This is a genomic window from Musicola paradisiaca NCPPB 2511 (genome assembly GCF_000400505.1).
GTDB classification, from domain to species: domain Bacteria; phylum Pseudomonadota; class Gammaproteobacteria; order Enterobacterales; family Enterobacteriaceae; genus Musicola; species Musicola paradisiaca.
In genome coordinates this window covers 3852262-3878378 of sequence record NZ_CM001857.1, presented here as the reverse complement: position 1 = coordinate 3878378, position 26117 = coordinate 3852262, and the positions used below count along the sequence as shown (strand labels likewise).

The following is a 26117-nucleotide window of genomic DNA, read 5'->3' as shown; positions in this document are numbered from 1 at the left end:
AGCCCAATTCCTGCCGTGTGGCAGAATAGTGGCGGTATCAGGTTGTATTCGTTAATGATGCATGGTCTGCATTATTCAGGGATTCAGCCGAGTTCAGCATCGCATTAGAGGAGCATGCCAGTGTTGGAAAAACTACGGGCGCAGATTGTGCGTCGGGCACCCGGTTTACTGGGCAAACCGTTAATGTTAACGCCATTCTCTTTGCAGCGGCGGGTGTTGGAGCAGTTGCTGGGGTGGCAGTTCCGCCAGGCGCTGGAAGACGGTGAACTGGACTTTCTGGACAACCGCTGGCTGAAGATTGACGTGCGGGATGTCGGGTTGACGTGGTTTATGTCATTGCAGGATCAAAAATTGATCGTCAGCCAAAACGCGCTGGCGGATGTGAGCTTCAGCGCTGATGCCAATGATCTGATCCTGATCGCCGCACGTCGGGAAGACCCCGATACGCTGTTTTTCCAGCGCCGGTTGCGGATTGAAGGTGATACGGAGCTCGGGTTGTATGTCAAAAACTTGATGGACGCTATCGAACTTGAGGCGATGCCAAAGCCATTGCGCGTGACGTTAGAGCAATTGGCGGCGTTTGTGGCGGCTGGTTTACAGGAGGGCGCGGAGCAGTCAACGTCTCACGCGCCGGCATCATGTTGATTCGTGTTGAAATTCCGGTGGATGCACCGGGGATCGACAACCTGTTGCGGGGAGCCTTCCCTGATGGCAAAGAAGCGGATCTGGTACAGCAACTACGAGAGGATGGGTTGCTGACGCTAGGGGTTGTGGCCAGCGACGATGAAGGTGTGGTCGTGGGATACGCCGCCTTTAGCCCGGTGACGCTGGACGGCGAAGACCGGCAATGGGTCGGGTTGGGGCCGCTGGCGGTGGAGGCGTCCTATCGTCGACAGGGATTGGGCGAAAAGCTGGTATATGAAGGGCTGGATGCGCTTAACGAATTTGGTTATACCGCCGTGGTGGTGCTGGGCAACCCGGCTTACTACTCGCGTTTCGGTTTCGTTCCCGCCATTGAACGGCAATTGCGCTGCCGCTGGCCGAAGACTGAACGGGCCTTCCAGATTTACCCGCTGGTGGACAATCATTTCGAAGGCGTGAGCGGTATGGTGGAGTACGCGGCGCCGTTTAATCTGCTCTGAGTCTGGAAAAAAAATCTGCCACATGGAGAGGCTGTGTTTGCACCAGCCTCTCTTTTTGTTTTTTCGTCAGCTGTTTGACGCGATATTCCCACTTCAGCGCGGCGGATCGATCATTGACGACGCAGTGATAGACCAGCGCCAGTGCTCCTTTTCCCCGCAATGAACGCGCCCCTTTTCCTGCCTGATGCTGCGCCAACCTGCGTGTGACGTCGGTGGTGATGCCGGTGTAAAGCTGGCCGCCGGTCGTGCGTAAAATATAGAGAAACCATAGGGTTGTCGATGTCGTCACAGGAATGCCCGCAGAGTGTGTTATCGGCACTATCTTACGGCCCCGACGTCTGAAGAAAAGCGGATTTCCGATGGGCTACGATAGCCTTGCCGTGGTAGCCGTAATGAGCGGCTCGCTACCGGTGCGTGGTGCGACGGACAATATTCGCGGTGCCGTATGACAGACGCTATAGTTATCAAAGCGTTACCGTTCTTTATCAGCCTGGAAAAATCGGTGAATTTTTGTGAGTATAAAAATAGATTTGAAAACAATAGGATATATTTAGCGTGTTCCCCACACCCGTGGGGATAAACCGCGCGCAGCTGGACATTGAGCGTCACAAACTGAGTGTTCCCCACACCCGTGGGGATAAACCGCGATACGGTAATCATATTTGATCCCCATTCTCGTGTTCCCCACACCCGTGGGGATAAACCGGTTTTCGGCGTAACCGGGATCGTGAATGTGACGTGTTCCCCACATCCGGTGGGGATAAACCACGCTGTCCGTGCTCAATTTCCCTTTACCTGGATGCGGGTGTTTCCCCTATCCAGACGGTGGTCTTTTGAATGTGATAAAAATAACATTATTAATTCATTTTTGTTATTTTATAATCGATCTGTGTGATTATGAGAACATTGCTCACTGGGGCCGCCAGATAAGCTTTATCTGCGGGCGGCCATTGGGTTTGGCTGAATGGGTGGGAGTATTGCTGTATGACTGAATTAACTACCGTGGCGCAGCGTGCGCTGGGGCTGATGGACTTGACCACACTGAATGACGACGATACCGATGAAAAGGTGATTGCTCTGTGTCGTCAGGCCAGCAGCCCGGCGGGAAAAACCGCCGCCGTCTGCATTTATCCGCGTTTTGTGCCGCTGGCGCGTAAGACGCTGTGCGAGCAGGGAACGCCGGAGGTGCGTATTGCCACCGTCACTAATTTTCCGCACGGTAATGACGACATCGACGTCGCGCTGGCTGAAACCCGCGCCGCTATTGCTTATGGGGCGGACGAGGTGGATGTGGTGTTCCCGTATCGGGCGCTGATGGCGGGCAACCGTCAGGTCGGTTTCGAACTGGTGACAGCCTGTAAAGAAGCGTGTGCGGCGGCGGGCGTATTACTCAAGGTGATTATCGAAACCGGCGAATTGAAGACCGAAGCGCTGATTCGTCAGGCCAGTGAAATCGCTATCGATGCCGGAGCGGATTTTATCAAAACCTCTACCGGCAAGGTGGCGGTCAACGCGACGCTGCAATCAGCGGAAATCATGCTGAAAGTGATTCGTGACAAAGGCGTGGGCGAGAACGTCGGGTTCAAACCGGCCGGCGGCGTGCGTACTGCGGAGGATGCCGCCCAGTACCTGCAACTTGCCGACGCTATCATGGGCGCCGGGTGGGCTGATGCCCGTCATTTCCGGTTCGGCGCGTCGGGCCTGTTGGGCAGCCTGTTGACGGTACTGGGCCATAGCGCTTCCGCCAGCCGCAGCAACTATTAAACCTATCGTTAAGCTGCGCGGGGTATTGGCGTCTGCGTCGCTTTGTTGACTTCGGGGAGAACGCCGCCGTGTTTTTGACTCAGGAAATCATCCGTAAAAAACGGGATGGGCATCCGCTCAGTGCGGAAGAGATTCGCTTTTTCATCAATGGAATACGTGACAACAGTGTGTCGGAGGGGCAGATCGCGGCGCTGGCGATGACCATCTTTTTCCACGACATGAACATGGACGAGCGCGTGGCGCTGACGCTGGCGATGCGTGATTCCGGCACCGTGCTGGACTGGAAAGGGCTGGATCTGCACGGCCCGCTGGTGGACAAGCATTCCACCGGCGGCGTCGGCGACGTCACTTCCCTGATGCTGGGGCCGATGGTGGCGGCCTGTGGTGGTTACGTACCGATGATTTCTGGCCGTGGGCTGGGCCACACCGGCGGTACGCTGGACAAGCTGGAGTCGATTCCGGGCCTGGATATTCTCCCCACCGACGCGCGTTTCCGCCAGATTATCCAAGATGTCGGCGTGGCGATTATCGGGCAAACCAACTCGCTGGCGCCGGCAGACAAACGGTTTTATGCCACGCGGGATATTACCGCCACGGTGGATTCCATTGCGCTGATTACCGCCTCGATTCTGGCGAAAAAGCTGGCGGAAGGGCTGGACGCGCTGGTGATGGACGTCAAAGTCGGTTCCGGTGCGTTTATGCCGACTTATGAACAATCGGAGCAACTGGCGCAGGCGATCGTCGGCGTGGCGAATCAGGCGGGGTGCCGCACCAGTGCGTTGTTGACCGACATGAGCCAGGTGCTGGCTTCCAGCGCGGGTAATGCGCTGGAGGTACGCGAAGCGGTGCGTTTTTTGACCGGTGAACAGCGTAATCCGCGCTTGTTCGAGGTCACGATGGCGCTCTGTGAAGACATGCTGCTGGCGGGAGGGTTGGCCAACAGCACCGCCGACGCGCGGGCCCGGTTGCAGGCCGTGTTGGACAACGGTCGGGCGGCGGAGGTGTTCGGACGGATGGTCGCAGCGCAGCGCGGGCCGGCGGATTTCGTCGAGCATTATGATCGTTATCTGCAAGCCGCGACGCTCAGCAAGCCGGTGTTCGCCGAGCAAAACGGGTTTGTCAACGCCATGGATGCCCGAGGGCTGGGGATGGCGGTGGTGGCTCTGGGTGGTGGACGTCGTCAGGCGAGTGATACTATTGATCACAGTGTCGGGCTGAGCGACATGGTCAGCTTAGGCGAGTATGTCGATACACAGCGTCCGCTGGCGGTGATCCACGCCAATACGGAGGCTGACTGGCAACAGGCGGCGCAGGCAATCAGAGACGCCATCACCATCAGCGGGCAGCCACCGGCGCCTTGCCCGCTGATTTATCGTCGCCTCAGCGCCGCCGATGCGCAATAACACGGCGACATTCAGCCCGACCTTACGCACAACGCAGGAGATAACGATATGAAACGTGCATTTATTATGGTTCTTGACTCGTTCGGTATTGGCGCAGCCGCAGATGCCGAACGGTTTGGCGACGCGGGTTCAGATACGCTGGGCCATATCGCACAAGCCTGCGCGGAAGGGAAGGCTAACGTTGGACGTCAGGGGGCGCTGCACCTGCCGAACCTGTCCCGTCTGGGGCTGGGCAAGGCGGCGGCGGAGTCCACCGGCCATTTCCCGGCGGGGCTGGATGCGCAGGCGGAGATCGTCGGCGCCTATGCTTACGCCAGTGAAATTTCTTCCGGCAAGGATACGCCGTCGGGCCACTGGGAAATCGCGGGTGTGCCGGTGTTGTTCGATTGGGGCTATTTTCTTGATCACGACAACAGCTTCCCGCAGGCATTGCTGGACCGGCTGGTTGAACGGGCCGGGCTGCCGGGGTATCTCGGTAACTGCCATTCTTCCGGCACCGTGATTCTCGACCAGCTCGGCGAGGAGCATATGAGAACCGGCAAGCCGATTTTCTACACCTCTGCTGATTCCGTCTTCCAGATCGCCTGCCACGAGGAGACCTTCGGGCTGGAGAAACTGTACGAACTGTGTGAAATCGCACGCGAAGAACTCACCGCAGGCGGCTACAATATCGGCCGGGTGATCGCCCGTCCGTTTATCGGCGATCGCGTCGGGCAGTTCCAGCGTACCGGCAACCGCCACGATCTGGCCGTCGAGCCGCCGGCGCCGACCATGCTGAAAAAGCTGGTGGGCGAGAAAAACGGCACCGTGGTGTCGGTGGGGAAAATCGCGGATATCTACGCCAACGTCGGCATTACCAAAAAGGTGAAGGCCACCGGCATCGATGCGCTGTTTGACGCCACGCTGAAAGAGATGGAGCAGGCGGGCGATGACACCATCGTGTTCACCAACTTTGTGGATTTCGATTCGTCATACGGCCATCGTCGCGACATCGCCGGGTATGCCGCTGCGCTGGAACTGTTCGATCGCCGTTTGCCGGAAATGCTCGCTCGCGTGACCGGCGACGATATTCTGATCCTGACCGCCGATCACGGCTGCGACCCGAGCTGGCCGGGTACCGATCACACCCGCGAACATGTGCCGGTGCTGATCTATGGGCCGACCGTGACGCCGGGGTCGCGCGGGCACCGTACCACGTTCGCCGACATCGGCCAGACGGTAGCGGGTTATTTCGGCCTGTCGCCGATGGAATACGGGCAACCGATGCTGTGATGCCCCGGTTAGCAACGTGATTATTTAATTCAATGGCGATGTGACGCCATATCAAGAAGGAAGAAAAACGATGGCTACGCCACATATCAATGCAGAAATGGGTGACTTCGCGGACGTAGTGCTGATGCCGGGCGACCCGTTGCGCGCTAAGTACATCGCCGAAACTTTTCTGGAAAATGCGGTGGAAGTGAACAATGTGCGCGGCATGTTGGGTTTCACCGGCACCTACAAAGGCCGCCGTATTTCCGTGATGGGCCACGGCATGGGCATTCCGTCCTGCTCCATTTACACCAAAGAGCTGATCACCGAATACGGCGTGAAGAAAATTATCCGGGTCGGTTCCTGCGGCGCGGTGCGTGCCGACGTGAAACTGCGTGACGTGGTGATCGGCATGGGCGCCTGCACCGATTCCAAAGTGAACCGGATGCGCTTTAAAGATCACGACTTCTCGGCGATTGCCGATTTCGACCTGCTGCGCCATGCGGTCGATGCCGCCAAAGCACGCGGCATCGACGCTCGCGTTGGCAACCTGTTCTCCGCCGATCTGTTCTACACGCCGGATCCGCAGATGTTCGACGTGATGGAAAAATACGGCATTCTGGGCGTGGAAATGGAAGCGGCCGGTATCTACGGCGTGGCGGCGGAGTTTGGCGCCAAAGCGTTGGCGATCTGCACCGTGTCCGACCATATCCGCACCCACGAGCAGACCACGGCGGCCGAGCGCCAGACCACCTTCAACGAGATGATCGACATCGCGCTCGAGTCGGTGCTGTTGGGCGACGCCGCCGAGGCGTAATCCCCTTTCTTTACGGCCCGCGATTCCGCGGGCCGCTTTCTTTGGCTTCTTTCCTGACGGTATTTTTCCCTGTCGCTCAGGCTGCGTTCGCCCGCCCGGCTGTCGTCGTGGCCAGCGTGGTATCGAACAGCGCTGTCAGCACCGTTTGATGCGTCACCGCCAGTACAATGGTGTGGGGTAACTGGCGGCGCAATTCCCGCATTAGCCAATGCGCGCTGTCATCGTCTAACTGGCTGGTGGCCTCATCCAGACACAATAACGCCGGTTTTTGTAACAACGCGCGTGCCAGCGACAACCGCTGCTGCTCGCCGCCGGACAGACGCATCGACCAAGGGTGCTCGCAGTCCAGCAACGGGACGAGATGAGGCAACTGCACCTGTTGCAGTACGGCCTGCAACTGATCATCGTGCGGCGTGTGCGGCGACGGATAGCTCAACAGCTGACGCAACGTTCCCTGCGGCAGATAGGGTTTTTTGCGGCAAGAACAGCACTTCGCCGGCAGGGTGGATCACCGATCCGGCGCTGAACGGCCATAACCCGGCCAGCGCCCGTAGCAGCGTGGTTTTGCCGCTGCCGCTCGCGCCCTGCAACTGGCACCAGTTGGCCGGTTGTAGGCATAGCGACACCGGCTCCAGTAAGGCATGCCCTTGTGGAGAGCGCAGTTGCAGGCGATCGGCGATAAGCGCTTCGCCCCGGCGTTGCGGCGTCGGGCAGGGCGGCAGTTGTTGTAACTGTTGTTGCAGTTCCCACAACCGGCCGACGGTGGCCGACCAGCGCGCCAGCTCCCGGTAGCTGTCGATGAACCAGCCAAACGCATCCAGCACATACCCAAAGGCGGCGCGTGCTTGCATGATGGCGCCCAGCGAAACCTGTTGCAGCAGGTAGAGCGGCAGCACCGCGAACACCGGAATAATCAGGCTCAGGCGGAAGTAGCTGGTGGTGAAGCTTTCCAGACGACACTCGCGCCCCATCAGTTGAAAGGCACTGGCGACGATCGCGCTGAAGTGCCGTTGCATCCGCTGGCGTTCCGCCTTCTGCCCCTGATAAAACGCGATTTGCTCGCTATGGTCGTGGATACGCAACAGCGTGCCGCGATAGCCGGCTTCCACCTGTTGTAGCCGGGCATTGACGTGATGCAACGGCGCGCCGAGCCAGTGCGTGACCGCACTGCCGACAAGCGCATACCCCAGCGCAATCCAGACCAGATACCCCGGCACGGTCAGTTGCCAGTCGCCCAGCGTGATGGTCTGCACACCGGAGAGGTGCCACAGGATGGCCAGGAAAGAGAGCAGTCGGGCGGTGTTTTTCAGTAACGATAACAACAGCGTCAGACTCTGTTCCGTCAACAGGCGGATATCCTCGGCGATGCGCTGATCGGGGTGATCCGGCGCACCGCCGGGCATCAGTTGTAGCCGATAATGCGCATGGTGCTGCAACCATTGCTGTTCGAACTGCTGCGTCATTTGTTCGCGCCAGCGCAGCATCAACAGTTTTTTCAGCCAGTTACCGCACACTACCACCAGAACAAACAGCGCCGTGTAGCCGAGATAACTCAACGCCAGGGCGCGGATCGATGCGTGGCGGAAGTAGTCCGCCAACGCATCATAGAAGGCTTTGCTCCAGTTGTTGTACTGCACGCTGATCCATACCACTGACAGCGTTAGACTGATCGTCGCGAATAACAGTAGCCATAGCCATAATGCGCCGCGGCTTAGCCACAGCGGCGCGACTAACTGACAGAAACGCCGCAGGCTATTCATGGCGTTTCAATGCGCCAACCGTTCGTTGTCACCATCAGAACGTCCATTTGGCGGTTAACATCATATTACGCGGGTCGCCATAGAAGTTGTTGCCGCCACGATGACGATTCGACACGTTCACGTAGTACACCTTATCGGTCAGGTTATATCCGGCCAGGTTGAAACTGAGGTGAGCGTTGTACTGGTAGTTCACGTTGGCGTTGAACAGCGTATAGCCCCCTTGTGTGATCCCTCTGCTGGTGGTGGTGTCGGTTTGCGCGGTCAATCCTGCGCCCACGGTCCATTGGTTCAGGTTGCCGGGTAATTGATAGCGGGTGTAGAGCTTGAACTGATGTTGCGGCGTATTGAGGCTGTAACGGCGACCCTGTGTGCTCTCATCAGATTTCAGGTACTTGCTGTTGGTCAGCGTATAACCGGCGGATACCTGCCAGCCCATCGCCAGTTTGCCTGCGGCTTCCAATTCCAGCCCCTGGCTTTCTACCTTGCCGTCAGCGCGGTAGCAGGTGGTGGAGACCCGGCAATCGGTATCTTCAACTGCCCGGTTTTCCTGCACGATACGGAATAATGCCGCCGAGGTGTTCAATGCACCGTCGAGGAATTCACTTTTCACCCCGGTTTCGTAGTTTTTCCCGGTGACGGCGGGCAATAGATTGCCGCGGCTATCGATATTTTCTTGTGGTTTGTAAATATCGGCGTAACTCAGATACCAGGTGTAGTGATCGGCAAAATCCCACAGCAGGCCGCTGTAAGGCGTCCATTGTTCGTTGGCCTTAAAATGCGTCTGGCTGGAGGTACCGCTGTTGAGATTGCGTAATGTATTGGCGTAGCTGAAGTTGCTATAGCGAGTACCGACTATCCACTTCCAGTTATCTGCCAGAGTAAAGCGGGCGGTGGTGAACAGGCCGCGCTGGTAGAGATCGTAAGTGTAATTGTTGCTGTAGCTGGGCCATGTCGGTTCCGCCAGCGAGCTGGGATCCCAGCTATACACATTGACGACGCTGGTATTGCTCACCCGGCCAAATAGGTTGTCGAAGTTTTCCTTCTGGTAATCCCCACCCACCACTAACTCATGGTGTTGCCCAAACAGTTTGAACGGCCCATTCAGCGTCAGGTTATAGTTCCATTGCTCGGCCTGATTATCGCGCGCCAGCAGGTTGTTGAGCCGCCCGGTGCCGCTGCTGCCGACGCCGCCGGTGCCGTTGCCGAAAATACCGGTAAAGCGACCAACAGCCGTAGAGTGGGTGTAATTGAGTGCGCTTTTCAGCGCCCAGTCGTTGCTGAAATGATGCTCCAGTTCTGCGAACGTGTTGATTTTTTCGAAGGTGATCCGGTTCCAACTGGCGCCCAAAAAGGTGGAGCGCGGCAGATTGAGGCTGGCGTAATCGGTGGACATCGGGACGCCATACAGATCCGGTACGGTACGGGTTTTCTGCCAGTTGACGCCGGTGGTGACGGTCGTGTCGCTGGTGAGGTCATAGGCTAATGTACCGTACATGACATGGCGTTCACTTTGTACATCATTGACAAAACTGTCTTTTTTCTGTGTGACGCCGACAAAACGGCCGCGTAACGAACCGTCGTTATTGAGCGGGCCGGACACATCCGCTTCCTGACGGTAATTATCCCAACTGCCTGCACTGGTGCTGAGTGTGCTGCGAAAATCGTAGGTGGGTTTCTTGCGCACCAGATTGACGGTACCGCCTGGCTCACCATTGCCTTGTAATAGCCCGGACGCGCCGCGCAGAATTTCCAGTCGATCGTAGATCGCCAAATCGGGCGACTCGCTGGAGGATTCCGCCGAGCCCATGCCCGATACGCTGTTCTGGAACGAACTGCCGGAACCATTCTCCAGTACGTTGTCCATCATGAAACCGCGGGACTGGAAACGGGTCTGATAGGAGCTCTCTTTCACCACGGTAACGCCGGGGGATACGGCCATCGCGTCTTCCAGTGACGTCATGTTCTGGTCATCCATTTGCTGGCGGGTCACGACACTGACAGATTGCGGCGTTTCACGCGGCGAAAGCGTCATCCGGGTGGCCGTGCTCAGATTGCGGGTGGTGTAGGCGCCCGTGTCTTCCGTCGGGCCATTCAGGCCAGGCTGCCGAATAACATATATTTCCTCACCGTCCGCCAGTTTTCTCAGTACATAACTGCCGTCAGTCTGGCGTGATGCGGTGAGTCCGCTGCCGCTCAACAGACGTCGCAGCGCCTCATCCACCGTATAATCGCCCTGTAACGCCGGGCCGCTCAGGCCCTGCGTCAGGCTGGCGTCGGCGGCGAGATAGATGCCGGATTGTGCGGCGAATTGGTTCAACAAGCCGCCAAGCGGGCCAGCAACGAGGGTGTAGTGGCGGGTCGTCGTACTTTCCTGGGCCGCGTTGGCTGACGCGGCGTATGGCAACGACAGGCTGACGAACGCGAAGTGTAGCGCCATCGTCAGCGGTTTTTGCGAAGGGAGAATTTGGCGCAGGCCAGTGCGAGCAGGTGTAGTCAATGTCATGATGAATGCCTTGTATCCCAGAGTAAAAGAGCGTGCTTTGAGTAGGAATCGAATGAGCGGCGCAAAAAGGGAACCGGCGGGCGAGAATTTTTTCAGACAGGTTCGACGGTGATCCACCAGTCGAAGCGGCGGTGAATGCGCACGGGTAACGCCCGGCTCAGCATGGCAAGCGCCCGATCGGTGTCCATCAGCGGAAAAGTGCCGACCACGCGCAGCGCGGCGACATTCGGCGCGCAGGCCAGATAGCCATGGCGGTAGCGAGCCAGCCGCGCGACCACATCGCCCAGCGGGGTGTCGCTGGCATGCAGCATTCCCTGACGCCAGTCGGCATCCTGCGCTCCCATGGGGGTTTCGAACCCGGCGCCGTTGGCGTCAAATCGCCACTGTCGGCCGGCATCAATCTGGCGCAGAGGGCCTGCTTGCCGCGGCGTGACTGCCACGCTGCCGGTGTATACGGTCAGTTGGGTGCTGTCTGCCAACTGGCGTAGGCTGAAACGAGAGCCGAGCGCCTGCATGTCGCCTTCGCGGCTGGCGACAAACAGCGGTCGCAACGTGTCGGGCGCGGTGTCGAGCAATATTTCCCCGGCAATCAGGTGCAACTGACGACGGACATCGGTGTATCTGACATCGAGTGCGGATGCTGTATCGAGCCAGAGTTGGGTGCCGTCGCTAAGTGAAACATGACGGATTTCGCCGGTACCGGTGCGGTAGTCGGCGGCCAGCGCCAGCAGGCTTTCGCGCACCGGCGTATGGCGCCAGGTCAGCCAGGATAACAATGAGCCGGTCGCGAGTAGTGCACCAAGGCGCAAGGTATAGCGGCGGGTGAGCGGCGTAGACGGTTGCAGCAGCGTCTGCGACGCTAATGGCGTGACGTCGCCGCGCAACGGCTGAAAGCGCTGGCTGATGGTTTCCACATATTGCCAGGCTTGCCGGTGCGCATCGCTTGCCGATAGCCACTGTAGCCAGCGGGCGTGCAGTTCGCTGTCGTGGTCGGCTTCCAGCAGTTGGGCATACCAGTCGGCCGCCTGTTGCAACGCCTGATAATCCGGTGGCGAGGCGGACGCCTGTCGGTTCACGGCTGCACGACCTCGTGGCCATGATGCTCCGCTTCCAGCAAGATGCAGTGCAGCATCGCCTGCGCCATATATTTTTTCACCATCCGCTCACTGACGCCGAGTGTGATAGCGATCTGCGCGTAAGTCTGCCCCTGAATCTGTGACAGGATAAAGGCAACGCGCACATTGTCCGGCAATTGGCGCAACATGGCGTCGACCTGATACAGGGTTTCCAGAATGATGGTGTGTTGCTCGGCAGATAGCGCATGCACCTGTTCGCAGTCGTTCAACGACTGCCGCCAGGCCTGTTCCAGCGACCGGCGGCGCCACAGATCGACGCACAGGCCCTGCGCCATCACGCTGAGGTAGGCGCGTGCGCCTTCATGGCTGTCGAAGTGACGCGGACGAGTCAGCAACTGTACAAAAATATCGTGCGCCAGATCGGCGGCGTCGCACAGATTGCCCAGCCGTTTGCATAGCAGCCCTTGCAGCCAGCCGTGATGCTGCTGATAAAGCTGCTGAAGGTCAGAAGGGCTGGCAGTATTGACGGCGGACATAACGGGTTCCTGAAAACGGAAAGCGCAAAATATCGCCGCATTCTAGTTGAGAATGATTTCCATTTCAAATTATTGGCAACTGAAAGGAACCGGTCGATTGCGCGGTCATGTACGCCGTCAACCCAGCGGCAGCGCCATAATGATCGCATCCTCGCGCCCGTTGGCGGTGGGGTAGTAATCCCGTCGCACCGAAACTTCGTTAAATCCGAGATGTTGGTAGAGCGCGATGGCGCCCTGGTTGGAGGCCCGCACTTCCAGCCATAGGGTGACGATCCCCCTTTCTTCCAGCTCGCCAATCAGGTGCTCCAGCAACTGCAGGCCGTAACCCTGGCGTTGATGCGCTGGGTGAACGGCGATGTTGAACAACGTGGCTTCATCCAGCACCACCTGGGTGATGGCGTAGGCCACCAGTTGCTGTTCATGGCTCAGCTTCAGGTTGAGGTAACGCTCGCCCTGGTTGCCGAGAAAGGTTTTTTCCGTCCACGGGAACGCGTGGCTCAGGCATTCAATCCGGTAGGCTGCCGTCAGATCGGCGTCGGTCAGAGTGGAAATTGTGTTCATGGTGATAAATCTGTTGCCACAGGGCGCGTTTCGCCCCGGCGTTATAGGAAAGCTCGGCAAGCGCCGGGCTGGTCAACTGCACGCCGTCGGGTTCACGGCTGGGGGCCACGCCCTGCCACCAGCAGTGGCAGTGAATAGGTTCGGGCAGCATCGCCGCCTGCTGCGGTGTCAGGCTGTAGGATTGTTCCGGCGCGAGGGCCAGACTGCGCAGCACGTCCAGCAGCAGCGGGTCATCATTGGCCGGCAGCGGGTCGGCGACGATCAGCAAGCGCACCGCCGACGGCAGGTTGACGGCGATTTCGCCCCGCAACGCGGCCGGACGACGCAATACCCACTGCGTCATCCCCAATTGCTGTAGCAGCCAGTCCCGTCGTGATGCCATGCCTTACCCCGGTGCGCGATTGTGCGGCGCTATGCTAACAAACTCGCTGAACATGCGCCAACAAACCTCTATAATCGCCGCTCTGTTTATCGAGGAGCCTGAATGTGATGTCCGCCTATACCCCCGCCAGTGAAGTGATCCTGCGCCATAGTGATGAATTTATTGCCCGCCGCGTGCTGTTTGCCGGCGATTTGCAGGACACGTTGCCTGCCCGGTTCGAGGCGGCATCGGTTTGCGCGCACACCTCTCAGTATCATCATTGGCAGCAGTTGCGCCCGGCGCTGGGGGACAAGGCCCACTTTTCCCTGCTGGCCGACGCCGGGATGACGGCGGATTGCGATACCTTGATTTACTACTGGCCGAAGAGCAAACAGGAAGCTCAGTTTCAGCTGTATAACCTGTTGTCGCTGCTGCCGGTCGGGTGCGACATCTTCGTCGTCGGGGAAAACCGTAGCGGCGTTCGTAGCGCGGAAGGCATGTTGGACGGCATCGCCAGTGTGAACAAAATCGACAGCGCGCGCCGCTGCGGCTTGTATTTCGGCCGTCTGGAGCAGCAACCGGCGTTTTCGCCGGATGCGTGGTGGCAGGATTACGAGGTAGATGGGGTGTCGGTTCGCACGTTACCGGGGGTATTTAGCCGTGATGGGCTGGATGCAGGCAGCCAGCTGTTGCTGTCCACGTTGGAGGCGCACCGCAAGGGCAAAGTGCTGGATATCGCCTGCGGCGCCGGGGTGTTGGCGTCGGTATTCGCCCAACGCTCACCCAAAATCCGCCTGACGTTGAGCGATGTCAGCGCCGCCGCGCTGGAAGCCAGCCAGGCTACGCTGGCGAGCAATCAGTTGGAAGGACAGGTGCTGGCCAGCAACGTCTATTCGGATATCGTCGGCCGCTTCGACCTGATTATCTCCAACCCGCCGTTTCATGACGGGATGCAGACCAGCCTGCATGCGGCGGAAATGTTGATTCGCGGCGCGGCATCCCACCTGAATCAGGATGGCGAACTGCGGATTGTCGCCAATGCATTCCTGCCTTACCCAGCGCTGCTGGATGAGACCTTCGGCAGTCATGAAGTTATCGCCCATAATGGCCGTTTCCGCGTATACCGCGCGGTGCTGCGGCGCGGTAAAGCGGGCAAGGCCTGATGCCTGCGCGTGCCGCAACATCAGGACGGCACGCGGGGTTATCGATTGACGGAACCCATACTTTCCGCACCGTAGCGGTCGCCGGCGGCAGCCTGGGGCGGGAAGGCGGTTGTCAGTTCATGCAGATCCTGCGCAGTCAGCGTGATATTCAGCGCGTCTACGTTCTGTTCCAGATAGCGCCGCCGCTTGGTGCCGGGAATCGGTACGATGTGTTCATCCTGCGCCAGCACCCAGGCTAATGCCAGTTGGGCCGGCGCGACGCCTTTCTCTTCCGCCAGGCGTTTGATGCCCTCGACCAGTTGCAGATTACGGGCGAAATTATCGCCGCTAAAGCGTGGATTGCTGCGCCGGAAGTCGTTCTCCGCCAGATCGTCTGTCCGGGTGAGTGCGCCGGTGAGAAAGCCGCGCCCCAGTGGGCTGTAAGGTACGAAACCAATCCCCAGACGGCGGCAGACGGGCAGTATCTCTGCCTCTACGTCGCGTGTCCACAGCGAGTATTCGCTTTGCAGCGCAGTAATGGGATGCACGCGATGCGCGCGTTCCAGCGTGGCTGCTGAGGCTTCGCTCAGCCCGAGATAGCGAACTTTCCCCGCTGTGACCAGCTCGGCCATGGCGCCGACGGTCTCTTCAATCGGTACGTTCGGATCCACACGATGTTGGTAATAGAGATCAATAACCTCTACCCCCAGTCGTTTCAGGCTGCCTTCTACCGCCTGACGAACATATTCCGGACGACCACAGATACCACGGGCATTCGGGTTGGCCGGATCGCGCAGAATGCCGAACTTGGTGGCCAGGAATACCTGATCCCGCTTGCCTTTAATCGCTTTTCCTACCAGTTCTTCATTGGTGTGGGGGCCGTACATATCTGCGGTATCCAGCAGCGTGACGCCCAGTTCCAATGCGCGGTGCAGCGTGGCGACCGCCTCTTTTTCATCCTGACCGGTGGAATAGAAATCGCTCATGCCCATGCAGCCAAGACCCAATGCGGATACCGTCGGCCCATGAGAACCCAATTTACGCTGTTGCATGTTGTCGTCTCCACGTATTGAACAGGGTGTTCAGTGTGATTGTTGGAAAGAGAAAGATAAATTACGCATTTGGTGCAACACTGTTTGTAAAAACCAAACAATCGGGGCGTATATGGATCTGGTTCAGGCGATGCGGGTTTTCGTGCGTATTGTGGAAACGGAGAGTTTCAGCCGGGCGGCGGAAAATATGGGGTTGCCCAGAGCGACGGTCAGCCAGGTATTGAAGCGGTTGGAGGTTCGACTCGGCGCACGGTTGCTGTTGCGTACTACGCGCCAGGTACGCATGACTGATGAAGGGCGGCTTTATTATCAGCGTTGCGTACAATTGCTGGCGGAAATCGAAGAAACCGACGCGCTGTTTTCGCACCAGCGACAGCGGCCGAGCGGCCGCGTGCGTATTGATATGCCGCATTCGCTGGCGCGTCTGGTGGTGATCCCCCAATTGCCGGCTTTCTATCAGCGTTATCCCGATATTTCGCTGGCGCTGAGCGCTAACGACACGCCGATTAACGTCATACGGGAAGGCGTAGACTGCGTATTACGCGCCTGGATCATAGATGATGATTCGCTGGCGGCGCGCCAACTTGCGTCATTGCCGCAGATAACCTGCGCATCCGCAGAGTATTGCGCACGTTACGGCGAGCCGGACTCGCTGGAGTCGCTATCGTCTCATCGTATGGTCGGGTATTTTTCACCGCGTATGGCGCAGGGATATCCGCTGGAGTTTATGCGGCAGGGGCAGCGTTTGCCTTACATGCTGCCGACGTGGATTGATGTCAATGGCGCCGATGCCTATGTGGCGGCCTGTCTGGCCGGCATGGGGATTATGCAAGCGCCGTGCTATGGTCTGCGGCCGTATCTGGATAGCGGCGAGTTGGTGACGCTCCTGCCGCAGATGCCGCCGCCGGATATGCCGTTGTACGTGATGTATCCCCCCGGTCGTTTTCTGGCTCCCCGGGTTCGGGTAGTGATTGAATGGCTACAGGAATGTTTCGGGAAATTACTGGAAAATCAGTCTGAAAAGGCGCATTGACGGCGGTTGCCGAAGGGAGTGCTGATTTTTACAGCAAACCTATTCAAGGGACGGAAATAATGATTGACCTTGGCGGTAAAACCTCTAGAATGCGCCTCCGTGGTGACATTATGTAACGTAATGTCGCTGGATATGCGAAGGTGGCGGAATTGGTAGACGCGCTAGCTTCAGGTGTTAGTGTCCTCCGGACGTGAGGGTTCAAGTCCCTCTCTTCGCACCATCCTAACCACAATGATTTGTCTCACAGTACCTGCGAAGGTGGCGGAATTGGTAGACGCGCTAGCTTCAGGTGTTAGTGTCCTTCGGACGTGAGGGTTCAAGTCCCTCTCTTCGCACCACTGAGATACAAATCAAGCAGTCAACATGTGCGAAGGTGGCGGAATTGGTAGACGCGCTAGCTTCAGGTGTTAGTGTCCTTCGGACGTGAGGGTTCAAGTCCCTCTCTTCGCACCACTCTCCTTATTTTTTTGTGCTCACCCAGCAATACTCACCCAGCAGTTTCTCTCACAAAAAATCACATATTGCAGCAATGGCGTGGTTCGTCACCGTGTCGTCATCGATAACGCCGCCAGTCCGCCGGCCAGTGCGATGCATGACGGCAACAGTAGGTAATGCCGCATCCGATGGTGGAATAACATGCCGAGCGTCGCCAGCATGGCGAGGGCGCAGATGTACTTCAACGAGGTCAGGTTCAGTTCCGACATCAGTAGCAACGGGACGAGCGACGATGGCAGCAGTACGCCCCAGGCGCTGGAAAGCCGTTTGCCGCAAAGCCAGCTAATTCCCCATAGCCCGCAGGCGGCAATCATGGTCGTCAGCATCGTGGATATCTCAGTGTGATAATGATAACTAATATCATATAGAAATTTGCATGACTGGCAACGTGTCGTGGCAATGAACTCATTTCAGTGGTGTGGATTCAGGATGAGTCGCAGAACTCGGTCTGGTTGCCCTGTCCGGCCGTGAGGGATTGTTGCTGGTGTAATAGCTGGATCATATGCATCAGAGTGACGGAACGATCATGGCGACGCCAGATCACGGCAATTTGTGTGGTGAGATGCGGCGTTGTGGTGTCGTGGTAACTGACGCTGCTGTTCTGGATACAAGACATTGACTGCGGAACAAACGTCACTCCGAAGCCGGTGGCCACCATATTGATGGTGGCGGTGAGGTGAGGCGCCAGCGGATTAAGCTTCGGCTGATAGCCGGACAGATAGCAGGTTCTGACGATCAGATCATAAAGACCGGGGCAAAGCTCTCGTGGAAAGATGATGAGCGGTTCCTGCTTTAATTGGTCCAGAGCGATGCACGTTTGCGCGCTTAATGGATGGCCAGCCGGTAAGACGAGCTGGAAGGCTTCGTTGGTTAAAATTTCCCCATCAAACTCATCGTTGAGATCGCAAGGTAAACGAATGAAAGCTATGTCGATGGTACGGTTGCGCAGGCTGTCCAGGATGTCCTGGATATGCTCTTCTCGCGGGTTGAGCCGCACATTGGGGAAGTGTTGGCGATAGCGCTGTAGCAGCGACAGCACCATAGGGTGAAAGGTGACGGCACAGGAGAAACCGATATTGATCGCGCCGGCCTCACCCCGGGCAATGCTATGCACTCGTTCGATAGCGGAATCAGTTAACGCCAAAATATGACAAGCGTCCTGATAAAAGGCCGCACCCGCTTCCGTCATTTCCACGCCGCGCGCCATGCGTTTGAACAATGGCGTACCTATCTCTCTCTCAAGCTTTTGTATCTGCTGGCTTAGCGGCGGCTGAGAGATACCAAGATTCTCCGCTGCACGAGTGAAATGTCGGGCCGAAGCCACCGCGACGAAGTAGCGCAAGTAACGTAACTCCATATGTTTTAGATCTCCAAATGACCACCTTTCGGTATTGGAACTTTGAAGGTTGAGGCGCCAATATTCAATTAAAACATTAATTAAATTTAAGTTGAGAGTTATCGAAAGGGAATGGATATGAACGATATCAATAGCATTGACCCTTGTTTCGACGATCTGGCCTGTCTTGTTATCCATCACCAGGAGCACCACCCTGAAAGGGTTATTTATCAAACTGCATTAATGAGCAGCCTGATAAACGGTGTTTATGAAGGAACTTGCACCATGACGGAGTTGTTGAAACATGGTGATTTCGGATTAGGAACGTTTAACAATCTGGATGGTGAACTGGTGGCGCTGAACAGCCGTATCTTTCAACTGCGTGAAGATGGCAGCGCCCGGGCGGCGCGGGCATGGCAAAAAACTCCTTTTGCCGTCATGACCTTTTTCCATCCGACAGAAACCCTACGTTTCGACGAGGCCGTCAGCCGGGATAGGCTGCATCGACATATCGATACGCTCATCGCCACCGACAATCTTTTTTGCGCCATGCGGATAGATGGCCGTTTCAGTCATGTTGAAACCCGCACGGTACCGCGCCAGGAACGCCCGTATAAGCCGATGCTGGAAGCGGTCGCCAATCAACCTACGTTTCATTTTGAACAGCGTCAGGGCACGGTGATTGGTTTCCGTAGCCCGGCTTATGTTCAGGGAATCAATGTTGCCGGTTATCACGAACATTTCATTACTGATGACCGCCAGGGCGGTGGACATATTCTGGATTATCACCTGGAGGAGGGGGTGTTGACCTTTGGCACGATCGCCAAACTGGTTATCGACCTTCCTCAGGATCAGGATTTTCTGCAAGCCAATCTTTCCCCTAACAATCTCGATAGCGTCATTCACTCCGTGGAAAGCTAGCGCCGAGCATGAGCCCCGGTAGAACGGTCTGATGCGCCGATCAGGCACTGAAAGCAGGCACATTGCGTGCAGAGGATGGAGTTATGAAAAATATGGATGGTGAACAGCACTGGTCCAGCGGTGCGGAGCTGGTGGTGAAGCACCTTGAGCAACAGGGCGTGAAATATGTCTTTGGCATTCCTGGTGCGAAAATAGATCGTGTGTTTGATGCGCTGGAGGACTCTTCCGTGCAGACCATTCCGGTGCGGCACGAAGCCAACGGCGCTTTTATGGCGGCGGCGCTGGGACGGTTAACCGGCAAGGCGGGCGTCACCGTGGTGACTTCCGGCCCTGGTTGTTCCAATCTGGTGACGGGGCTGGCGACAGCAACGTCAGAAGGCGACCCGGTGGTGGCTATTGGTGGGGCGGTGAAACGGGCCGATCGACTCAAGTTGACACACCAGAGCCTGGATACTGTCAGCCTGTTCCAGCCGGTGACGAAGTACAGTGCTGAGGTGACGGTGCCGTCCGCACTGTCCGAGGTGATGGCCAATGCGTTTCGCGCCGCCGAGATCGGGCGTCCAGGGGCATCGTTTATTAGCTTGCCGGAGGATGTGATCAATGAACCGGTGACGAGCCCGGTGCTGGCCAATAGCGTGCTGCCGACGCTTAGCAATGCGCCGACTGCGGATGTTTGCCGTGTCGGTAGACTGATTCAACAGGCAAAAAATCCCATACTGTTACTTGGGCTGATGGCCAGCCAAAGCAAAAACGCCGCAGCGCTACGCCGTTTGCTGCATCACAGCCAACTGCCGGTTACGAGTACCTATCAGGCGGCCGGCGTCATTGATCAACAACATTTCGATCATTTTGCGGGGCGCGTCGGGCTGTTCAACAATCAGGCCGGCGACAAACTGTTACAACAGGCTGATTTGATTATCACGGTCGGCTACAGCCCGGTGGAGTACGCGCCGGTGCTGTGGAATAGCGGCCGCGCCACGCTGGTGCATATCGACGTTCTACCTGCGGAAGTAGAAAGCGCGTACCGGCCGGATGTGGAGCTGGTGGGAGATATCAGCATTACCATCGATATGCTGAACGACCAATTGCGCTCGCCGATCCGGCTGTCCGAGGCCGCGACGGCAATCCTGGAGGAGCGCCGCCAACTGCGCCACCAGTTGGCGACCCGAGCCATCAATATGAACGGTTTCGCCATCCACCCGCTGCGGCTGGTGCGGGCGATGCAGGATCTGGTGAATCAGGATGTCACCCTGTGCGTGGATATGGGCAGTTTTCATATCTGGCTGGCGCGCTATCTCTACAGCTTCCGGGCGCGTCAGGTGTTGATGACGAACGGGCAGCAGACGATGGGCGTCGCGCTGCCGTGGGCGATTGCGGCCTCGCTGGCGAATCCGGGTCAAAAAGTGGTTTCGGTGTCGGGAGACGGCGGTTTTATGCAGTCCAGCATGGAGCTGGAAACCGCTGTACGGCTTAACTGCAATCTACTGCATATCGTCTGGGTGGATGACGCCTACAACATGGTGGCGATCCAGGAGGAAAAAAAATACCGGCGGCTTTCCGGCGTAAAATTAGGGCCGATTGATTTCAAAGCCTATGCGCAAGCATTTGGCGCCAAAGGGTTTGCCGTGGAGTCTGCCGACGAACTGGTGCCCAAACTCTGGCAGGCGATGGAGGTGGACGGCCCGGCGGTGATTGCGATTCCGGTGGACTACTCCGACAACCATTACCTGATGGAAAACGTCAATATCAGCCAGTTGATCTGAACCCTACCAGCTGCATCTTTGCAGCCTTGAGCATCCGGTGTGCGGCGGTGAATGTCGTCATGATTCCGATTGCTCCCCGCGTCCTGAGACCAGCGGGACGGCACCCAGCCCTGCCCGGTAAGCACAGGCTGGAGCGCCGGGGGTATCGCTCGGTTTGGGAACGTCCGGTGAGAAGGCTCCAGGGGGACGCCTTGCTCACCGGACGTTCGGATTACCGCACCGAGCGAGCCTGTCGTTGGTCGTAGGCGATGCCTTTTGCAGGGCGCGTATTTTTTCTCAATGCCTTTCTGCCCGGCGCCAACTGGCCGGCGCGCCCGGCATGTTTCACGGTGATCAAAAAATGGCGTGATACAACGCTTCAATCTCTTTCACGCTGGCGGCACGCGGGTTGCCGCCGGTGCAGACATCATCAAACGCGGCCTGCGCCAGCGCCGGAATATCCTCTTCTTTCACGCCGACCTGCCGCAGCCGCGCCGGGATATCCACATCCTGGGAAAGCTGACTGACGGCCTGAATCGCCGCAGTTCTGGCCTGCGCCAGCGTCATGCTTTCCACGCCTTTCACTCCCATGGCGACGGCGATGGCGCGGTATTTTTCACCGGTGTAGTCGGCGTTCCAGGCCATGATATGCGGCAGCAAAATGGCGTTGGCCACACCGTGCGGCGTGTTGTAGAAGGCGCCCAGCGGGTGCGCCATGCCGTGTACCAATCCCAGACCGACATTCGAGAACCCCATCCCGGCGATATATTGGCCGAGCGCCATGTCTTCCACGCCCTGTGCTTTCCCCGCGACCGAGTCGCGCAGTGAACGGCTGATGATTTCGATGGCCTTCAGGTGCAGCATGTCGGTCAACTCCCAGGCACCTTTGGTGGTGAAGCCCTCAATGGCGTGGGTCAGCGCGTCGATGCCGGTGGCGGCTTTCAACGACGCCGGCATGCTGCTCATCATGTCGGCATCGATAAAGGCGACGATCGGAATATCGTGCGGGTCGACGCAGACGAATTTGCGGCGTTTTTCCTCATCGGTGATGACGTAGTTGATGGTCACTTCCGCGGCGGTGCCGGATGTGGTGGGGATGGCTAAAATCGGTACGCTGGCGCGCCGGGTGGCGGCCACGCCTTCCAGGCTGCGCACATCGGCGAACTCAGGGTTATTGATGATAATGCCGATGGCTTTGCAGGTATCCTGCGGTGAGCCGCCGCCGATAGCGATCAGGTAGTCGGCATCCGCGTGTTTGAAATGGGCGACGCCGTTTTGCACCACGCGGATGGTGGGGTTGGGGATCACTTCGTCATAGATTTCATACGGTAGCGCCGCACCATCCAGCAAACGGGTGACTTTGGCGGCCATGCCATGTTCGATCAACGCCTTATCCGTGACCACCAGCGCTTTTTTGAAGCCTCTGCGTCGGATCTCCTCCGCCAGATGGGCAATGGCGCCGCTGCCAAAGTAGGCGGTTTCGTTCAGTATCATTCTCTGTGTCATGGTCTATCTCCTTAACGCTTTGATTTTTTTAATTTCTTTGATTCAAAAAATTCTGTTTCTCGCCAACCGGCATATGCGCCACCGCGCAGCGTGAGGCCATTTCGCGGTGATCGGGGCACGTATTCGTTCACTGGCGCGGGGAGCGGTGTATTTTTCTGATGGCGTCGTCAGCGGTTGGTGATGCGGGCTTATCCGGCTCGTCGTTATGGACAGCCTAGTCCCGTCCCCGTGCGGCTAAATCAGCAACCTTGTTCAGTGTTGATGCAAATCAACCCCTGGGCTCGGCAATATCCCGCAGTGTGATCGCGGTATACCAATGTGTTCAGCCTGCTGGACATGCAGGCAATCTGTTAGACGACGGAACCTGACGCCGATTGCGGATACCTGCGCCGGAACTAATCCAATAAGGGGGTTGTTATGAGTGTGGGCTGTGCGGGCGGATACCGCCTTCCGGCAATTGCCACGGTCGGCAATCTGGTGGCAATGAGAAGAAGACGGGCTGAGGCAAGAGGCCGCCGCCCGGTCAGGCGGCGGAAAAACGAGGACGAATTACCAGCTGACCGGTTTCAACTGCAGACCGTGGTTGCCGCGATAGCGCGGAGATACCGGTTGCGACCAACCCCGCAGCAGCGTGGCGTCCGGTTGGTAAATCTCGATGCCCAGTGGGCGGCATACCGACAGGGTATCCTGTGCTTCGTCGCCCCACATCGGCAGCGACAGATCGCCGCCTGGGCAGGTGGAAATGGCGCACAGCAGGTCGATTTCCGCGAAGAACTCCAGATAGTCGCCTTTGCGTGCCGGGCAGGCCTTCATGAAGTACTGGTCGTCGTCATTCAGCCCGGTGCATTGAAATACGTTCATGACATCGTGCACGTCGAATTCGGTCAGGCCGTAGGGCTGCACCGCGCGGGTCAGATTGGAATGGCAATGAAAATCGAAGTCTTCGCCGGTCAGCAGATGGTTGACATAGGGATCGCAACGGGTACCTAGCAGGTCGTGTACCCGTCCGCCGTCGCTGTCGATGCCGTAATCCGCCAGCGAGTCGGCGGTGATGGTGGCGATAGGGCGCAGGAACGGCAGTGTCGACCAGATGCGATCGAAGGTGGAGAGGTGGGCGCGCTGCAACTGACGCGTTCTGGCTACCCACATGCGTTCACGCGGGTCGTGGCGATTCCAGATGTTCAGATCGCCGACCTGTGGACCTTCCGGGGTAGTGATGCGGAAAATGTGTCCGGCCGGCACTTCCCAGGCGAATCCGGTACGGATGGGGACCCGGTGCGAGGTGATATGTTCACGCTGACCTTGGGCGATGGCCTGATAGAAGTCGCGGTCGACATCCAGTGCCGAGCCCTTGGTGCTTTGATACGCGGCGGGATAGGAAGACATGGTTACTCCGTTTCAAAAGAGGTGTGATTAACTGTTTGCATGAGCTGCTGTTCCGAGTGCTCAAGGTAGTCGCGCAGCGCAGCGCAGGCCTGCTCATGACGCTGTTCGGCGAGCAGTTCCCACAGTTCGCGATCGCGGGCTATCCAGGGTTGTTGGAAGTCGCGCTCCCCGGCGCCGCTGGCAAACAGCAAACGCAGCTGGGCCAGCAATACGCTGAAAAATCGTTAAAGCGGCGGCAGCCCAGCATATGAACGATAGCCTGATGGAAGCGCAGGCTCTGGGTGCCGACAGTGCGCCACGTTTCCTCGCGCGCCGCCTGTTCGGCAAGTACGATGTGGTTTTGCATCCGGTGCAGATGAAAATCGCTGATCGTAGCGGCGGTCATTGCCAGAATTTCCAGATGGCGGCGGGCCTTGTAGATATCCCGGATATCGCGTTTATCCAGCTGGCGGACAAAGACGCCGCGGTTCTGGTGATAATTCACTAACCCTTCGCCATGCAGAAAACGCAGTGCTTCCCGCAGTGTGTTTCTCGATGTTTGGCACAGCGCCGCCAGTTCGATCTCCGGCAGCGGCTGCCCGGCGCGCAGGTTGCCGTTGATGATGTTTTCGCGCAGTAGGATGGATACGCGTTCAAAAGCGGGCAGCGTGCCGTCCAGATCGTCCGGCGTGTCGATAATCAATAGCGTGTTCTCGCCAGATAGCTGTTTCATGCGGTGGCCTTAATCAAGATTGATATCGTTGAGAAACTGATTGATACGGGCGTCGTTTAGGCGGCGGATCTCCGCGGGCGGTGCGTCGATCGCCACGCGCCCGTTTTCCATAAATACCACCCGATCGGAAACCGAAAACGCAAAGCGCATTTCGTGCGTGACGATCAGCATGGTGATGCCTTCGTGCGCCAGTTTCTCAATAACGTTCAGCACCTCGGACACCCGCTCGGGGTCGAGCGCCGATGTGGGTTCGTCAAACAGTATCACACTCGGTTTCATCACCAGCGTGCGCGCGATGGCCACCCGCTGCTGCTGGCCGCCGGAGAGTTGGTGTGGATATTTGGTAGCGTGCTCCAGCATGCCGACCTTATCTAGCATGGCGATGCTGCGCTGGCGGATGTCCGCCGGGGTATCCAGATTATGCAGACGCGGCGCCAGCATTAGATTCTCCAGCACGGTTTTATGCGGAAACAGGTTGAAGCCCTGAAATACCATACCTAGTCGGGTGATCAGCGAGCGGTATTCCAGCGCGTTCTCTTTCTGCCCGGCCTGAATAAAATCGTGTCCCAGCAGACGGACGACGCCGCTATCCAGCGTTTCCAGCCCGTTGACGGTTCTGATCAATGTGGTTTTCCCCGAGCCTGACGGCCCGATGATCGAGACGACTTCGCCCGGTTTGACCGCCAGACTGATATCGTGCAACACCGGCTTGCCGTTGAAGCTTTTGCTGATGCGCTGCAGTTCCAGAATGGGTTTGGCCGAAGGGCTGGCGGCGTGTTTGGTGTCGGCGGTAATGGGCGGCAGGGCCCGGCGTTCGGCAGCGGCATCGAACGGTTGTGGCGTACGCTGCTGGACGTCCATGCGTTTTTCCAGCCACCCGATCAGCCGCTCGAACAGGGTAACGATCAGTACGTAATAGCAGGCCACCGCCAGCAGCGTTTCCAGTACCTTGAAGTTTTCGGTGTAAAGCCGCTGGCCGACCATCAGAATTTCGGACAGGGATATCACCGATACTAGCGAGGTCAGTTTGACAATGGTAATAAACTCATTCACCAGCGTGGGCAGCGAGATGCGCAGCGCTTGCGGAATAACGATATAGAAGCGTATCTGGGCCGCGCGCAATCCCAGTGCACGCCCCGCTTCGAACTGGCCTTTTTGTACTGATAGCAGGCCGCCACGGTGAATTTCCGCGATGTAGGCCGTTTCGCTGACGATAAGCGCAATCAGCCCAGCGCTGAATGGATCTGACAACAGTCCTGCGGTCAGCGGAAATATCTGAGGCAGGTTAAAGATGAAAATCAGCAGCACCAGCAGCGGTAAGCTGCGGAACAGCCAGATATACACGGACGCCAGCCGCCGGACGCCGGACAAGCGCGATTGTTTGCCCAGCGCCACCAGTAGGCCGAGCACAATCCCTGCGCACCAGGTCAGTACGCTGAGCTGTACCACCAGCCAGCTTGCCTGCCAGAAATCGGCGTAGGCGAACAGCTCGAGCAGATAAGGCCAGTCAAAATTCATAACATCTCCACTTTCGGGGGGATACCGATCGGTTAAGCGTTGCCATCGGCAAAGCGCTTGCAGGGCGGGGTATTGACGGTCCCCCCGCACTGCGCGTTTC

At 57.9% G+C, this 26117-nt stretch carries 24 protein-coding genes, 3 tRNA genes and 1 pseudogene; 13 read left to right on the top strand and 15 right to left on the bottom strand.

Annotated features, from left to right (window positions below; translation table 11 throughout):
* Nucleotides 1–120: 120 nt before the first annotated feature.
* Together ubiT and DPA2511_RS17090 are read left to right on the top strand one after the other, a co-directional pair.
* Nucleotides 121–645, top strand: coding sequence for a ubiquinone anaerobic biosynthesis accessory factor UbiT (gene ubiT, locus DPA2511_RS17095; protein ID WP_015854998.1), 525 nt, complete (start codon nucleotides 121–123; stop codon nucleotides 643–645).
* Nucleotides 639–1142, top strand: coding sequence for a GNAT family N-acetyltransferase (locus DPA2511_RS17090; RefSeq protein ID WP_015854997.1), 504 nt, complete (start codon nucleotides 639–641; stop codon nucleotides 1140–1142). The genes ubiT and DPA2511_RS17090 overlap by 7 nt, the downstream gene beginning before the upstream one ends.
* Here DPA2511_RS17090 and DPA2511_RS17085 read toward each other — a convergent pair.
* Nucleotides 1129–1431 carry a GIY-YIG nuclease family protein gene (locus DPA2511_RS17085; RefSeq protein ID WP_015854996.1) on the bottom strand — a complete coding sequence of 101 codons (303 nt, stop codon included), beginning with the start codon at nucleotides 1429–1431 and terminating at the stop codon, nucleotides 1129–1131. The two genes, DPA2511_RS17090 and DPA2511_RS17085, sit on opposite strands and share 14 nt — an antisense overlap.
* A gap of 695 nt (nucleotides 1432–2126) precedes the next feature.
* Between DPA2511_RS17085 and deoC the strand changes: the two genes are divergently transcribed.
* The 4 genes from deoC to deoD all read left to right on the top strand — a co-directional run bounded on the left by deoC (nucleotide 2127) and on the right by deoD (nucleotide 6377).
* Nucleotides 2127–2906, top strand: a complete 780-nt coding sequence (gene deoC / locus DPA2511_RS17080; protein WP_015854995.1) for a deoxyribose-phosphate aldolase — start codon at nucleotides 2127–2129, stop codon at nucleotides 2904–2906.
* 68 nt (nucleotides 2907–2974) lie between these two features.
* Nucleotides 2975–4309: a thymidine phosphorylase gene (deoA, locus tag DPA2511_RS17075; RefSeq protein ID WP_015854994.1), complete on the top strand. Its 1335-nt coding sequence runs from the start codon at nucleotides 2975–2977 to the stop codon at nucleotides 4307–4309.
* Nucleotides 4310–4357: 48 nt separating this feature from the next.
* Nucleotides 4358–5581, top strand: a complete 1224-nt coding sequence (gene deoB / locus DPA2511_RS17070; RefSeq protein ID WP_015854993.1) for a phosphopentomutase — start codon at nucleotides 4358–4360, stop codon at nucleotides 5579–5581.
* A gap of 70 nt (nucleotides 5582–5651) precedes the next feature.
* A complete protein-coding gene (deoD, locus tag DPA2511_RS17065) occupies nucleotides 5652–6377 on the top strand; it encodes a purine-nucleoside phosphorylase (RefSeq protein ID WP_015854992.1) in 726 nt (241 codons plus the stop codon).
* Between the two features lie 76 nt (nucleotides 6378–6453).
* Here deoD and DPA2511_RS24025 read toward each other — a convergent pair whose 3' ends face one another.
* The 7 genes and pseudogenes from DPA2511_RS24025 to DPA2511_RS17035 all read right to left on the bottom strand — a co-directional run bounded on the left by DPA2511_RS24025 (nucleotide 6454) and on the right by DPA2511_RS17035 (nucleotide 13195).
* On the bottom strand, nucleotides 6454–6825 hold the full coding sequence (locus tag DPA2511_RS24025; RefSeq protein ID WP_264176038.1) for an ATP-binding cassette domain-containing protein: 372 nt from the start codon (nucleotides 6823–6825) through the stop codon (nucleotides 6454–6456).
* Nucleotides 6779–8137 carry an ABC transporter ATP-binding protein/permease gene (locus DPA2511_RS22045; protein ID WP_051122259.1) on the bottom strand — a complete coding sequence of 453 codons (1359 nt, stop codon included), beginning with the start codon at nucleotides 8135–8137 and terminating at the stop codon, nucleotides 6779–6781. Before DPA2511_RS22045 ends, DPA2511_RS24025 begins: the two co-directional genes overlap by 47 nt.
* Before the next feature lie 34 nt (nucleotides 8138–8171).
* The gene (locus tag DPA2511_RS17055) at nucleotides 8172–10640 is read right to left on the bottom strand and encodes a TonB-dependent siderophore receptor (protein ID WP_015854990.1); all 2469 of its coding nucleotides are present in this window, start codon (nucleotides 10638–10640) and stop codon (nucleotides 8172–8174) included.
* 449 nt (nucleotides 10641–11089) lie between these two features.
* Nucleotides 11090–11716 (bottom strand): annotated as a pseudogene (locus DPA2511_RS24300) (FecR domain-containing protein); the annotation flags it as partial.
* Nucleotides 11713–12252, bottom strand: coding sequence for a sigma-70 family RNA polymerase sigma factor (locus DPA2511_RS17045; RefSeq protein ID WP_015854988.1), 540 nt, complete (start codon nucleotides 12250–12252; stop codon nucleotides 11713–11715). The pseudogene DPA2511_RS24300 and the gene DPA2511_RS17045, both read right to left, overlap by 4 nt.
* 117 nt (nucleotides 12253–12369) lie before the next feature.
* A complete protein-coding gene (gene rimI, locus DPA2511_RS17040; RefSeq protein ID WP_015854987.1) occupies nucleotides 12370–12813 on the bottom strand; it encodes a ribosomal protein S18-alanine N-acetyltransferase in 444 nt (147 codons plus the stop codon).
* Nucleotides 12758–13195: a DNA polymerase III subunit psi gene (locus DPA2511_RS17035; protein WP_015854986.1), complete on the bottom strand. Its 438-nt coding sequence runs from the start codon at nucleotides 13193–13195 to the stop codon at nucleotides 12758–12760. The genes rimI and DPA2511_RS17035 overlap by 56 nt, the downstream gene beginning before the upstream one ends.
* 107 nt (nucleotides 13196–13302) lie before the next feature.
* Between DPA2511_RS17035 and rsmC the strand changes: the two genes are divergently transcribed.
* Complete coding sequence (gene rsmC, locus DPA2511_RS17030; protein WP_015854985.1) at nucleotides 13303–14337, top strand: 16S rRNA (guanine(1207)-N(2))-methyltransferase RsmC; 1035 nt, start codon at nucleotides 13303–13305, stop codon at nucleotides 14335–14337.
* Nucleotides 14338–14375: 38 nt separating this feature from the next.
* Here the strand turns inward: rsmC and DPA2511_RS17025 are convergent, their stop codons facing one another.
* Entirely contained in the window at nucleotides 14376–15368 is a 993-nt protein-coding gene (locus DPA2511_RS17025) for an aldo/keto reductase (RefSeq protein ID WP_015854984.1), read from the bottom strand.
* Between the two features lie 112 nt (nucleotides 15369–15480).
* Here DPA2511_RS17025 and DPA2511_RS17020 point away from each other — a divergent pair, with 112 nt between their 5' ends.
* From DPA2511_RS17020 to DPA2511_RS17005, 4 genes are all read left to right on the top strand, one after another.
* A complete protein-coding gene (locus DPA2511_RS17020) occupies nucleotides 15481–16401 on the top strand; it encodes a LysR family transcriptional regulator (protein WP_015854983.1) in 921 nt (306 codons plus the stop codon).
* A gap of 134 nt (nucleotides 16402–16535) precedes the next feature.
* A tRNA-Leu gene (locus DPA2511_RS17015) sits at nucleotides 16536–16621 on the top strand.
* Nucleotides 16622–16653: 32 nt separating this feature from the next.
* Nucleotides 16654–16739 (top strand) — tRNA-Leu (locus tag DPA2511_RS17010).
* 29 nt (nucleotides 16740–16768) lie between these two features.
* A tRNA-Leu gene (locus tag DPA2511_RS17005) sits at nucleotides 16769–16854 on the top strand.
* 89 nt (nucleotides 16855–16943) lie between these two features.
* Here the strand turns inward: DPA2511_RS17005 and DPA2511_RS17000 are convergent.
* Entirely contained in the window at nucleotides 16944–17222 is a 279-nt protein-coding gene (locus DPA2511_RS17000) for a DUF1435 domain-containing protein (RefSeq protein WP_015854982.1), read from the bottom strand.
* Between the two features lie 98 nt (nucleotides 17223–17320).
* Complete coding sequence (locus tag DPA2511_RS22040; protein ID WP_015854981.1) at nucleotides 17321–18253, bottom strand: LysR family transcriptional regulator; 933 nt, start codon at nucleotides 18251–18253, stop codon at nucleotides 17321–17323.
* Nucleotides 18254–18364: 111 nt separating this feature from the next.
* Between DPA2511_RS22040 and budA the strand changes: the two genes are divergently transcribed.
* Together budA and alsS are read left to right on the top strand one after the other, a co-directional pair.
* Entirely contained in the window at nucleotides 18365–19153 is a 789-nt protein-coding gene (gene budA / locus DPA2511_RS16990) for an acetolactate decarboxylase (protein ID WP_081636765.1), read from the top strand.
* Nucleotides 19154–19236: 83 nt separating this feature from the next.
* Complete coding sequence (alsS, locus tag DPA2511_RS16985) at nucleotides 19237–20916, top strand: acetolactate synthase AlsS (protein ID WP_015854979.1); 1680 nt, start codon at nucleotides 19237–19239, stop codon at nucleotides 20914–20916.
* A gap of 333 nt (nucleotides 20917–21249) precedes the next feature.
* On the opposite strand, the gene fucO is transcribed toward alsS, so the two are convergent.
* The 4 genes from fucO to DPA2511_RS16965 form a co-directional block, all read right to left on the bottom strand.
* On the bottom strand, nucleotides 21250–22401 hold the full coding sequence (fucO, locus tag DPA2511_RS16980) for a lactaldehyde reductase (RefSeq protein ID WP_015854978.1): 1152 nt from the start codon (nucleotides 22399–22401) through the stop codon (nucleotides 21250–21252).
* 549 nt (nucleotides 22402–22950) lie between these two features.
* Nucleotides 22951–23787, bottom strand: a complete 837-nt coding sequence (locus DPA2511_RS16975; RefSeq protein ID WP_015854977.1) for an urea carboxylase-associated family protein — start codon at nucleotides 23785–23787, stop codon at nucleotides 22951–22953.
* Between the two features lie 139 nt (nucleotides 23788–23926).
* Nucleotides 23927–24499: a GntR family transcriptional regulator gene (locus DPA2511_RS22035; protein ID WP_226376612.1), complete on the bottom strand. Its 573-nt coding sequence runs from the start codon at nucleotides 24497–24499 to the stop codon at nucleotides 23927–23929.
* Between the two features lie 9 nt (nucleotides 24500–24508).
* Nucleotides 24509–26017 (bottom strand): amino acid ABC transporter permease/ATP-binding protein, encoded by a 1509-nt coding sequence (locus DPA2511_RS16965; protein WP_015854975.1) that lies wholly within the window; start codon nucleotides 26015–26017, stop codon nucleotides 24509–24511.
* Nucleotides 26018–26117: the final 100 nt, after the last annotated feature.

What these genes read in the sequence shown, in the direction of transcription:
- budA (WP_081636765.1), top strand. Translation starts at nt 18,365, where the DNA reads ATGGATATGAACGATATCAATAGCATTGACCCTTGTTTCGACGATCTG.
- alsS (WP_015854979.1), top strand. Translation starts at nt 19,237, where the DNA reads ATGAAAAATATGGATGGTGAACAGCACTGGTCCAGCGGTGCGGAGCTG.
- deoD (WP_015854992.1), top strand. Translation starts at nt 5,652, where the DNA reads ATGGCTACGCCACATATCAATGCAGAAATGGGTGACTTCGCGGACGTA.
- rimI (WP_015854987.1), bottom strand. Translation starts at nt 12,813, where the DNA reads ATGAACACAATTTCCACTCTGACCGACGCCGATCTGACGGCAGCCTAC.
- DPA2511_RS17000 (WP_015854982.1), bottom strand. Translation starts at nt 17,222, where the DNA reads ATGCTGACGACCATGATTGCCGCCTGCGGGCTATGGGGAATTAGCTGG.
- fucO (WP_015854978.1), bottom strand. Translation starts at nt 22,401, where the DNA reads ATGACACAGAGAATGATACTGAACGAAACCGCCTACTTTGGCAGCGGC.
- DPA2511_RS16975 (WP_015854977.1), bottom strand. Translation starts at nt 23,787, where the DNA reads ATGTCTTCCTATCCCGCCGCGTATCAAAGCACCAAGGGCTCGGCACTG.
- DPA2511_RS17025 (WP_015854984.1), bottom strand. Translation starts at nt 15,368, where the DNA reads ATGCAACAGCGTAAATTGGGTTCTCATGGGCCGACGGTATCCGCATTG.
- DPA2511_RS22045 (WP_051122259.1), bottom strand. Translation starts at nt 8,137, where the DNA reads ATGAATAGCCTGCGGCGTTTCTGTCAGTTAGTCGCGCCGCTGTGGCTA.
- DPA2511_RS22040 (WP_015854981.1), bottom strand. Translation starts at nt 18,253, where the DNA reads ATGGAGTTACGTTACTTGCGCTACTTCGTCGCGGTGGCTTCGGCCCGA.
- DPA2511_RS17055 (WP_015854990.1), bottom strand. Translation starts at nt 10,640, where the DNA reads ATGACATTGACTACACCTGCTCGCACTGGCCTGCGCCAAATTCTCCCT.
- DPA2511_RS16965 (WP_015854975.1), bottom strand. Translation starts at nt 26,017, where the DNA reads ATGAATTTTGACTGGCCTTATCTGCTCGAGCTGTTCGCCTACGCCGAT.
- DPA2511_RS17090 (WP_015854997.1), top strand. Translation starts at nt 639, where the DNA reads ATGTTGATTCGTGTTGAAATTCCGGTGGATGCACCGGGGATCGACAAC.
- DPA2511_RS17035 (WP_015854986.1), bottom strand. Translation starts at nt 13,195, where the DNA reads ATGGCATCACGACGGGACTGGCTGCTACAGCAATTGGGGATGACGCAG.
- DPA2511_RS17045 (WP_015854988.1), bottom strand. Translation starts at nt 12,252, where the DNA reads ATGTCCGCCGTCAATACTGCCAGCCCTTCTGACCTTCAGCAGCTTTAT.
- DPA2511_RS17020 (WP_015854983.1), top strand. Translation starts at nt 15,481, where the DNA reads ATGGATCTGGTTCAGGCGATGCGGGTTTTCGTGCGTATTGTGGAAACG.
- rsmC (WP_015854985.1), top strand. Translation starts at nt 13,303, where the DNA reads ATGTCCGCCTATACCCCCGCCAGTGAAGTGATCCTGCGCCATAGTGAT.
- deoB (WP_015854993.1), top strand. Translation starts at nt 4,358, where the DNA reads ATGAAACGTGCATTTATTATGGTTCTTGACTCGTTCGGTATTGGCGCA.
- deoC (WP_015854995.1), top strand. Translation starts at nt 2,127, where the DNA reads ATGACTGAATTAACTACCGTGGCGCAGCGTGCGCTGGGGCTGATGGAC.
- DPA2511_RS22035 (WP_226376612.1), bottom strand. Translation starts at nt 24,499, where the DNA reads ATGAAACAGCTATCTGGCGAGAACACGCTATTGATTATCGACACGCCG.